The organism is Candidatus Trichorickettsia mobilis, assembly GCF_034366785.1.
Lineage (GTDB): Bacteria > Pseudomonadota > Alphaproteobacteria > Rickettsiales > Rickettsiaceae > Trichorickettsia > Trichorickettsia mobilis_A.
In genome coordinates, this window is sequence record NZ_CP112938.1 from 1 (window position 1) to 10,636 (window position 10,636).

The 10,636-nt window shown below is 30.1% G+C and carries 8 protein-coding genes and 1 pseudogene; 1 reads left to right on the forward strand and 8 read right to left on the reverse strand.

The window, feature by feature from the left end; genetic code table 11:
• From Trichorick_RS07980 to Trichorick_RS08015, 8 genes and pseudogenes are all read right to left on the reverse strand, one after another.
• Nucleotides 1–618 (reverse strand): annotated as a pseudogene (locus tag Trichorick_RS07980) (chromosomal replication initiator DnaA); the annotation flags it as partial.
• Nucleotides 619–777: 159 nt separating this feature from the next.
• Nucleotides 778–984 (reverse strand): ribbon-helix-helix domain-containing protein, encoded by a 207-nt coding sequence (locus Trichorick_RS07985; RefSeq protein ID WP_323739129.1) that lies wholly within the window; start codon nt 982–984, stop codon nt 778–780.
• A gap of 405 nt (nt 985–1,389) precedes the next feature.
• Nucleotides 1,390–1,695: a hypothetical protein gene (locus tag Trichorick_RS07990; RefSeq protein WP_323739130.1), complete on the reverse strand. Its 306-nt coding sequence runs from the start codon at nt 1,693–1,695 to the stop codon at nt 1,390–1,392.
• Between the two features lie 42 nt (nt 1,696–1,737).
• Nucleotides 1,738–2,385 carry a ParA family protein gene (locus Trichorick_RS07995; RefSeq protein WP_323739131.1) on the reverse strand — a complete coding sequence of 216 codons (648 nt, stop codon included), beginning with the start codon at nt 2,383–2,385 and terminating at the stop codon, nt 1,738–1,740.
• A 1,460-nt stretch (nt 2,386–3,845) separates the two neighbouring features.
• The gene (locus Trichorick_RS08000; protein ID WP_323739132.1) at nt 3,846–4,853 is read right to left on the reverse strand and encodes a hypothetical protein; all 1,008 of its coding nucleotides are present in this window, start codon (nt 4,851–4,853) and stop codon (nt 3,846–3,848) included.
• Nucleotides 4,854–4,880: 27 nt separating this feature from the next.
• The gene (locus Trichorick_RS08005) at nt 4,881–5,336 is read right to left on the reverse strand and encodes a hypothetical protein (protein ID WP_323739133.1); all 456 of its coding nucleotides are present in this window, start codon (nt 5,334–5,336) and stop codon (nt 4,881–4,883) included.
• A 588-nt stretch (nt 5,337–5,924) separates the two neighbouring features.
• Nucleotides 5,925–9,365, reverse strand: a complete 3,441-nt coding sequence (locus Trichorick_RS08010) for an SIR2 family protein (RefSeq protein WP_323739150.1) — start codon at nt 9,363–9,365, stop codon at nt 5,925–5,927.
• Complete coding sequence (locus tag Trichorick_RS08015) at nt 9,362–9,652, reverse strand: hypothetical protein (RefSeq protein WP_323739134.1); 291 nt, start codon at nt 9,650–9,652, stop codon at nt 9,362–9,364. Before Trichorick_RS08015 ends, Trichorick_RS08010 begins: the two co-directional genes overlap by 4 nt.
• A 438-nt stretch (nt 9,653–10,090) precedes the next feature.
• Here Trichorick_RS08015 and Trichorick_RS08020 point away from each other — a divergent pair, with 438 nt between their 5' ends.
• Nucleotides 10,091–10,630, forward strand: a complete 540-nt coding sequence (locus Trichorick_RS08020) for a tyrosine-type recombinase/integrase (RefSeq protein WP_323739135.1) — start codon at nt 10,091–10,093, stop codon at nt 10,628–10,630.
• Nucleotides 10,631–10,636: the final 6 nt, after the last annotated feature.

A 10,636-nucleotide genomic window follows, 5' to 3' on the forward strand; every position in this document is an offset into this window, starting at 1 on the left:
TGTTCTAGCAGCAATATATTTTTTATAGCATTGAGTATAGAGATCCAACCAGATTAGTTTATGAAATGGCGTAAGTTGATTATGAGTGCACAGTTCTTTGAGAGTTTGATAGCTTATGCTAATAAATAACTTGCTACGATCAAGATATTCTCGTTTAGATTCATTAGTATCAACATAAGGTAAATGTTCTTCTCCACTGCGATCAGGTGATGTACGTAGCTGTTCAAAGACATTATCAGGTAAAGTGGGATAAATTAAATTACGGTTATTTTGACCATAAGAATTTTTGTCTTTATAGAGGATAAAATAGCCTTTAGCTGCCAAATTTTTTTGCATGGTAAAAATTTGAGATCTCGAACAATTAAGCTTTTTTGCCCAAGAATCAGCTGCTAAAGCGATAGCCCGTTGTTTATTACAATAAAAATTGATTAATGCTAAACTATCAGCAAGAAGATGAAATATCTTTTCAAGATTTGATAAATCTTGATTTTGAAGAATATGATTAATTACACATCCAGGTAGAGAAACATAAGAATCATTCTTATTAACCCTAGTGGTTTTATCAGAATGATTGCTAATAGTGTGCTCTACTCTAGACGGATCAAAGTAGAATTGCATTTTTTACTCCTTAATTAGGAGCTTAAAATTCAAAAAACTTGACTTTTACCAAGGAAATGATATTGTTATTATGATAAAAATATAAGCTGGCAGGCAATATTTTTCATCTATACTTGGTGCTAAGTTTTTTTGAATTTAGCACCTTTTATTTTTTCTTTTTCATTTTTTGTTTTCTTGATTAGCTATTTTAGCAATTATTTCTTCTGTGCGTTCTACTCTTTCTTTTTCTAAAAGTTCTCTAGCAGCTTTTATAAGCCAAGATGTTCTAGTTATATAATGAGTAGCGCATATTTGATCTATTTCTTCAACTAAGCTTTTGGGGAATTTTACAGTGAAAGCTTGAGCGTCTTCTTTTTTTATAGCCACGTTATATTCTATATTTTAATAAACAAATAGATACTAAGTAAGGGATAACATTTTTTTTCAAAAGTGTAAATAAGTTTTTTTGTGTTTCAGTAAGTGTAGTAATGTTTTCTTACATCTGATTTATTTCTGCATAACAAAAAAATGTCCACAAAATAGTTATAACTTACAAGTTATAATTTATAATAAACATATTATCTGCTGTTAATATTATTATTAGTTTCTATTATTAAAGGTGTTGCAGGGATTATTGTAGACAGTATGCAAATATATTAGCAGAGATAACTACTAAATTTAGACAAGTAAAGATAAGATGTAGTATTAAGTTATAAATTATAATTTATAACTTAATACTACATACTTTTTAAGAAATGCTTTGTTATAAAATTGTAACGCAACTATTCGAACTCATCTTGTGGTTCTTTTATCTATTAACCATTCGTTAGGAACATTAAACCCCATCAATTTTAGAGCTTTTAATATTACAATACGTTCAGTTTCTCCTTTATGAGATTTTATATAATGCTTTATTTCTTCCTTAAGTGTGCTAGGTATGACTGCTACTATGCGTTCGGTATCTTCAAAAATTTTATTATTTGGAGCTATATTAGATGGTGAAAAAGCTGCTTGTTGCTTTACTAGTTGCTGTTTTTCTCCTTCTGCTGTAGCTGAAGGTAACAAGTTTAAAATAGAATTTAATTGTTTACTGCTCATATAATATAATTTCATTATAATTTATAATTTATAACTTATAAATTATAAATAATCAACTAATTCTTTTATAATTTGATTTATATCTCGTGCTGCTGGCCCATCTGGGTCTGAAACACAAGGAGAAGATCCATTTATTGCTGATTCAGGGTAAGCAACTCTATGATACATTTCTGATTTTAATAGTAAATATCCCAACTGTTCTAGTTCTGCTCTTACATGTCTTGCAATGACAGTATTTTGCTGACTCATAGTTATTATCATTCTATATTTAATAGGATTGGAGATACGTTCTGGTGTTTTATTTAATTCTTTAATTAAATTATGGGTTTCTAGTGCACCAGCCACGTCGTCAGCTGAAGGCTTTAATGGAATCAATGCTAAATTGCTAGCTACCAAAGCTCTAACAGTTGTTCTATTTCTAAAACCACCTGTATCGACTATCACATAATTATACTCTCTTTTTAATTCATCAATAACAGAAGCTACGCTTTCTTCTGGTTCTGCTATTACCATAAGACTACTTAATTCTCCATTAGGATTGTGCCTATTTATTATGCTTCCTTGAGGGTCTGCATCTATTATAGCTACCTTCATTCCGATATTTAACCAATGAGCTGCAATATTTCTGGCTAAAGTTGATTTACCAGCTCCACCCTTACTTGTAGCAAGAGTAATAACGTAACCTGTCATATTGTCCTTATTAATTATAATTTATAAATGGTAATTTATAAATTATATTAAACATTGTCAATAGAATTAAGAATAACTAACTGGTAAATGTTGTAACTTACAAAGTATAATTTATAATTTATAAATGAAATAGCCTACATTTAAGGGATAATAGAATGAAGTGTTTATAATAATTAATGTACAAAAATGTAATATTAGTCAAAGCTACCGGCTACCTAGGAATCCAATAGCTTTGTTGAGAGTGATCTAGAAATTGATAACAATTTCTCCGATCTTAATGTGATAAGTACTGAGACATAATAAGTACATGTATTATGTATACAACCTAAGGGTTAATTTTTTGTGAATAAATAACCTATAAGTAAATATTTTTCATTATTTTAAGTTCGTCTTTTTCTTCGGACTAAGAGCTACAGGATTACAAAAATAGAAGAAAATAGCGCATAGCGCTTATTGATTGTTGATTTAAAATTTCCGAAGGAACAACTATCTATTTTGAAAGAACTGACTCACATTTAAATATGTTGTTTGAATCTAAGCCTTGTGTACATTAAATTATAACATTGTAGACAGTCAAAAAATGCTTTAACAACCTGTGTACTAAATCGTAAATCAGTATATAGCAGACAGTGCAGTCTACTTTCCGATTCCATAGATAGGTTTGTGGTATTAACCTACTCTTACGATTTTTCTGGTATTATTGGAGGATCGTAAACTTCTGGTTTTTCTCTAGAGAGAGTTTTTCTTGGTAATGGATCGATGGCTTCTGGTTTCGGATCTATGGTAGGATGTTTATCTTCCAGGTTTTCTTTTTTTCTGGCTTCATAATATTCACCTTTATTTTGTAAAAGTTTAGCTCTTTAACCCTGCCCTAATACTATACTGTTAGGTAATACTTTATGGGTACCGTCAAGTTGTTTGAGAATAGCAAAATTTAGTTAATATTCTGAACGATACCATCGGGGCTCTAAGACAAAAATTCCTGCTAAATTGTAAGATTTCTAAACAACTTGACGGTACCCCTTTACGTTTTCTTATTGCTTGCGCATAAACTACTCCTCAAACATCAATCCAATTCCGTATAGCCCGTAACTTACCTCGATCCCTCTATCTAGTAGCAGTTCGCTTAGGTCTCTTAAGCTAAGCTTATACCTGAAATAATACCTTACTGCAAAACCAATGACAGACTTTGGGTACCTATAGCCTTTATAACGTTCTATCATATCTTACCTCACTTCGCTCAGGAATTTTAAAATATAATATTGCGTTACAACTCTTTCAACAACTTGACGGTACCTGATTTAATAACAAAATTTAGAGAGTTTGAGCGAGGGAAAAACAAGACACGAAAGTAGCCTTGCTATTTTTAGAAAAAAATGTAACCTAGGGTTGGAATTGAAGAAAATAGCAGTTCATGTCGGATTTGGTCAGTACTTGTAATTTAACTAGTTATATGCGTTTCATATAAGGATCATAAGAAGGCCTTGACCACATTTTTTATCGTAAAAAGTAGTTTCAAATCTACCTAGATTATTTTTCAAATCATTTAACCACACAGCCATACGCTTAGGAGAAACTGGAATTTTAATTAAAGTATCGTTATGATCATAAACATGTGCTTCTTGTGTACGAGGAGTATATCCGTGCCCAGTTACTCCTTGAGCATCTAGTTTTCCTAATAAGCCGTATTCCCCTTTGTAAAGTTTATTACTATAATCAGGAGTGTAGTCACTTTTAATACCATAACTATCAGCACTATCGTCATCACGATAAACGCCGTAACCATAAACTCCACCACTACCGCTACCAACAGGATAACCTTTGCTGTTATATCCTCCATAACTATCACCAGAGCTTACACCTTGTCCTTCAGGCGTACACACTGTAATACCAGAACCACCCGGAACTTTTGAGTATCCGTCAGGACATTCAGAATTTGGACGACATAATATATTACCAGTAAGTCCTAAAGGTATACATCTATCTTTGTTATTATCTGTTTTATTTGTGCTACTATCTGTACGATCACCACGAGAACCTCCTCCTGTACTTTGAGTTCCACCACCGCCGTAACATTTTTGTCTAATATAAATTTTAGGTTCGTTATCACTTAAAATACTTACTTGAATACTAACGTTTTCAAGAAATTTGTTAAAAACTTCTGTTGAATTTATTTGCTTCAACTCTTTAGGTAAATTTTCTGTATGTACATTAAAAACATTCCCATTTTTAATTACAATATTGGCAGAAACTTTATTTTCTAATGTTGAATAAATTAAATGCGTTTGTTGGTTATTAGATAAATCAAATATTTTAATTATATTATCAGATTTAGCATAATTTCGATGTTGTAAATCAATAATATCTACTTTTTTACTACTAAAAAATTCTTTGTTAATTAATTTAGTTTTTTCAGTTTTTAGTATGTTTAATTGTGGGGTTGTATAATTTTCATTTATTGATTTCATATCTTACAATACTTATTTTTTATTGCTTTAAAAATTAATTATTTCTTCTTTGTTTAAAAATGTTGGAATTTGAATTTTGTTATTTTTTTTACCTTCTTTATCAAAAAGAATGTTAATTTTCACAGGTTTTTCCCATTGCCAATATTCATTTAATTCATAAAACTTTTTATCAATTTGTGGATTATAGCACAATTCAACTATAATCTTTTTTGAAGGTCCACCTAAAAAATCTAATGCTTCTTTTTGATTTGTTAATTTTGAAATGAATGAACTATAATCTTTAAACATTTTGTTTTTCAAAGGATTTTTTAAAAAATTAGAAAACTCTTGAGGAGTTTTTAAATTAGAATATTCTAATAATAAACTGTGATATTTTTCTTTATCAACATTTGTAATATTAAATTCTTTTTCAGTTTTACTATAAGAAGCACACCCAAACAAAAACAAAGCAGTAAATAATATTAAACTAAACCTACTTATCATAAAAATACCTCTAAGTATAGCTGTTTGCTTGCGTAGATCAAGCAACTACATTTAAGTTAATTAAACACCTACATTTCAAGTGCATCACGCATTAATTTAGAAATTATCACAATAAATTATTAAAACAAGACATAATCAAATTCATTTCATTTTAGAAATGCGCACTTATGCATTCATGGTGACATGAATGCTATGCGCTCAGATATCGTAAATTTTCTTAACTCAGATAACCGTTTTAGGTTAGTAAAAACCAAGCTAAAGTTATAGTTAACATTTGCAGAATTTAGTTATACGCAACATATGTTGTATACAACACGGACTTTCTATAACTTGCTAGATCTTTTATCACAAGGCTTATGCTGATTTATTTGATATAATAACTAACTAGTCCAGAAAACAAGTGTTTTTCAACAGGGCAGGGTGATGGGTAAAATCAGACAAAAAAAGAGCTAAAAACTCATACGAAAAACATGCCGCTTTTTGCTACTTGTGCGGAAATAGTAAGCAAGAGGTTTTACGGATACTAAAGAACATCATCATTAAAATTTATTCCGTGCAATTTAGTTCTTGAATCTTTAGTCGGAGTTATCAATTACTCACGTACGCGCGTAAATTTTTATAATCATTATTATCAACCGCCGTCTCATCTACCTTTAATATATCGTCTAGTATTTCTTTTAAACTACTATATTCTAATGATAAGTCTGAAGGATCAGTTATCTGATGTAAAAATTGTAACAAAACTATAATATTTAGGTTTGTTTTTTTACTTTCACCATTTTGGATTATCTCGTAAATACAATGTGTGTGATTTATATAATCAAAGTAATTACTCCAGTATTCTTCCCAGTCTTTTTGGTTAATAACAGAGCAATTAACATCAGAAATTAAGAGCTTAACAAAAATTTGAGCTAGTATAGGAGATATTATTTTAAATTCTTTACTACTTTTATCTTTAGATAAATTTAAATAATTTGTAACTTTTTTGTAAAAATCATAATCTTGCAAGTTAATATTGTTTTTGTTAATAACGTCAAGGACATCTTTCTTGTACTTTTGTAAATAAGATGCTATATCTGATATTTCAATATGCTTTTTTTTATACATAAAGAGAGTTAGATCGATTAATCGTTCTTTTATATAGCAATCATCAAACAATTCTAAATTTTCAGTCTTAAGTAAATCTTTTAAAGCTTGAGCAATTTTTTTAGCTAGTTCTTCTGTTAAATTTAAATCCAAAAGGTAAGAGTACCAATATTGATAGGTATTATACGCTTTTTCTTTATTTGAAGGTAACCACTCTAGTAAAGGTATAACATTTTCTTCAGTCCATTGCGGTATTAGTACGTACAGATTATACAAATTATTTGTCAAAATTGTATTTGCATAAATTATACACTCTTTATCTTTGGCCGCTTTCAATAAGTTGTTGAAGTAACTAATAAAAGATTGAGGTACATTACTCCCTTTACCGCCGCTTTTATTAATCATAAACTCGATCAAAGCAATAGCGATGTTTCCATATGGATGATTAAGGGCGTCTTCATAATATCTTAGCTGTTGTTTATCACTAAATGAAAAAGTACTATCATGATTAACTAAGTTAGTTTCTACAGTGTAAGGAAGAAGTTTATAAAATAGACTAATAAATGTATCTTCACAGATAGTTGGTGTTTTATCTTTATTAAGACGACTTAATAATGAAGCTACATTATTGGTCAGTAATTTTAAATTTTTACTATCGAAGGAATCTAGTGTAGTGATAAATTGTAGAAGATCAAGATTTTCATTTTCAAGATTAATACCTTGTATTAAGTAGTTCCACGCTTTTTGATAAAACTCTTTTTCTGTAATTTCTATTAATTTTTGGAAAGCTGAGTTAAAATCTTTACCTACCCATTGATTCCATAATACAGAAGAATTATTAGGTTGATAAAAGCGATCGTTAACGTCTTTTGCTTCATTTAATAAGGCGATATGTTGCTCTACGTTATATCCTATGAATTCATTATAATCCACTTCCTTGTTATAAATATCGGGATATACAACACTCTTACATTTCTGGTAATTAGTATCTCTAAAGATATCAGAGTCTGCTTCATAAGAGTTGTTTAAAAGAAACTTCTTGATATCTTCAGGTATATCTGGTTGCGCTCCTACCCAAGATATTCTGTGGCATATATCCTTTGCTATATTAGTTTTATTGGAAATAGAATTTTTAATATCTTCACGTATCGCATTCCAAAATTTCTCTTGCCACTCATGACTAAGGTTAGGCCAAATATTCTTTACAAAATCACCAGCTTCTTGCTTGCAGTCTATTTCATAAAACCAACCTTGTCTATATCGCCATAGTAATGCGATTCTTTGATCCGCACTTTCTGTATTATCACTTAATAAGTACAAAGAAAGTCGAATAAATACGGCATAAGAATTATTATTAATTCCGTCATCTAACATCGTTTCTACCAAGGATAATCCTTTATGTGAGTTTTTTGTTATCAAAGATTTCGTACTATTGCGTAATAATTGTACTAGACAACTAAGCTGGTACCGCATGTTAGCTTGATCATCGTCATTGCTAATATGAGACATTACATTATAAGGTTTATAGTTATCAGGATTAAGCAAGACTGCAATATCACAATATTGTTTTAATAAAATAACTAATTCTTGAGCAACATCAGCAATCATATCTGCATCTGTCAATGATTTGTTAAGTTCTTTAATGGCATAAGAATTTATTTCTAAACACATCATTCTAAGAAAATCTTGAGGCTTTTCATGTTTTATTTTTTGATAATTATTATATTTAATAATTATTTGCGGCTTTAGCGCGTCTAATATTCTTAATTTTAACCCAATAGGTATAGATTTTAATTTTCTGATCTCATTATTTAATCCATTCAAAATATTTCTATTATTATTTTTATAGACAATGTTATTTAGTAATAGAGAAATTATATCATAGTACGGACTATCTGTATAATTGCCTAATTCTTGAGACAATCTTGCATGTAATATAGGATGTAGAATACCGTTATTCTTGAATATCCAATCTATCAATTCAGGTTTGTATATGTGTTGACATAACCAACCAGATATTAAGAGGTGAGTGTCGATGGATTCTATAGAAGTAGAATCTTCGTTAATTACAGGCAGCCCCATCTTTTTTGTTGCAAAATGCTCTAGCCACTTAATATCTGCTATAGTCTCAGGTTTTTTGCTGTCCCATTTAAAGAAAAATGATATAATTTTTGGATCAGTGGCAAAATGCATTTCTAAAAGCGCCTGTTGATCTTGATCATCAGTATACTTTTTTAGCTGTCTAATTTTTTCATTCTTTTCATATAGGTTTGAATTTATTTCGGTTAAAATATTTAGGTGATCATAAAGTCCTTTATGATCACCTTCTTTGTTCGAGTAATTGAATACTGTAACTCCACTTAGATATAAACCCTCATTCTTATTATTTGATTCTGGTAACAAAATGTAAGCCTTTTTAGCGTTTTTATTATCGTTTTTTATATCAACAGCATAAGCATCAACAATATACTTTAACACTGGGTCGCTGAGGCTATATCCAATAAATAGCACATTAAAATGATTGAATAGTTCTGTAATGAATCTTGCAGCATAGGCTTCTTTTAGATAGGCTCTACCAAAATCTGCTGAAGATAGCACTAGTTCTTCACTATGATCATTTTGATTATACTTTAAGTCTGTTTCATTGTATTGCAAAGAGCCGTGTATTTTTATAAGTCCAGACCATCTATATGGTGTAGCTGAATGAGGAATTATAGAAGCTTTTTCATCTATCTTTAGTTCACGCTGCGCTAATTCGAACAAATTGTCAAAGTTTGTGGTTACTAGTCTTATTTTATTGTTACTATTTTTTATGCGTGCGAGATTAAGTATTGTTTTATGGTGCTTTAAAGGATCACTTTCACCGTGGCCGGTGCTGCTTTTACATTTTTCTAAATAATCATTAAATTTGCTTCCAAAATCATCTTTTAAGTACTTAATTATTGATGATCTATCAAGGTTAACCTGTCCTCTAAGTAAAAAATTGCTAAATCAAACCTTTCCTTTTTTATTAATCCCTCAAGTACATTATCACAAAATATATCACCTTTAGATTCTTCTTTAGCCACTTTCTTAGCAATATCAGAGACCAAATCGCGAAAACCAGGCAAATCACATCCCTGAGAAATGCCAGCTCCACAAAAAATTAATAACTGCGAATTTTGTAGTGCTGTAATTATTTCTTTTGGTGGCCAATTGATATTTAATTCGTCTTTATACTTAGCAGTCATTAGTTACAACTTTTTATTTGTTATTTGACGTAATTCCAGAAACACAGGATTTAGCCGTTCCAAAATAAAACTCTATTTTGCTAAGTAATAAGCAAGAAAACCTGTTCTAAAACTAATGTCAATAGACTTTATAAAAAGTTCCACGGTAATTTAAGTTTCTGAGACATTACATAAGATAATAATAATATACTATTTCAAATTCTAGAATAGTAGGACTTTAATAGGATTAGTAAAAGATCAGCAAAAATTCGTCTTCCGCCCCATATCGCGAACTAACCCTTCTGACCACAAACGTAAAAAACATCAACAAAACTTCTCTAATATCATATAATACCTTGCTTATAGACAATTTACTCCATTTACTCTATCCTCTAACTAAATACGAATTATTTTCGTTAAAATAAAGCAAAAGCGAACTTATTGGAAATTTTACAATTTATGGCCTATCAATTCATTAGAGAACCTCTTACTAATAAAGAGGTAGATAAATTATGCGGGGAATGTAAAACTTCACAAGAAAAATTAATTATTTGGACTTTACTCGAAACAGGGCTACGTGTGTCAGAATTATGTAGCTTAACTCCAGAAAACATACTTTGGCAGCAAAAGTCTATACGAATAACAGGTAAGGGCGGTATTCACGGTAAAAAATCCAAAAAGCGAGTAGTGCCGATGTCTCCGAGAGTGCAAGCTTTACTAGAACATTATTTTGCTATCAATGATAAATGGCCGGTAGGATCAAGGCAGGTACAAAAAATAGTTAAGGAAATTGCTAACAGAGCAAAGTTAACTAAACCAGTTAGTCCTCATATTCTTAGACATACTTTTGCTACAATTGCACTGCAGAAGAATATTTCACTCGCAACGGTGCAAAAAATACTAGGACACGATAGACTTGCAACTACTGCTATCTATTTAAATTTTACAGACGAGCATGTTGTAGAAGAATTTTCTAAAAAATGGAGTAAAGATAATTAATAAAAA

What these genes read in the sequence shown, in the direction of transcription:
- Trichorick_RS07990 (WP_323739130.1), bottom strand. Translation starts at nt 1,695, where the DNA reads ATGAGCAGTAAACAATTAAATTCTATTTTAAACTTGTTACCTTCAGCT.
- Trichorick_RS07995 (WP_323739131.1), bottom strand. Translation starts at nt 2,385, where the DNA reads ATGACAGGTTACGTTATTACTCTTGCTACAAGTAAGGGTGGAGCTGGT.
- Trichorick_RS08000 (WP_323739132.1), bottom strand. Translation starts at nt 4,853, where the DNA reads ATGAAATCAATAAATGAAAATTATACAACCCCACAATTAAACATACTA.
- Trichorick_RS08005 (WP_323739133.1), bottom strand. Translation starts at nt 5,336, where the DNA reads ATGATAAGTAGGTTTAGTTTAATATTATTTACTGCTTTGTTTTTGTTT.
- Trichorick_RS08015 (WP_323739134.1), bottom strand. Translation starts at nt 9,652, where the DNA reads ATGACTGCTAAGTATAAAGACGAATTAAATATCAATTGGCCACCAAAA.
- Trichorick_RS08020 (WP_323739135.1), top strand. Translation starts at nt 10,091, where the DNA reads ATGGCCTATCAATTCATTAGAGAACCTCTTACTAATAAAGAGGTAGAT.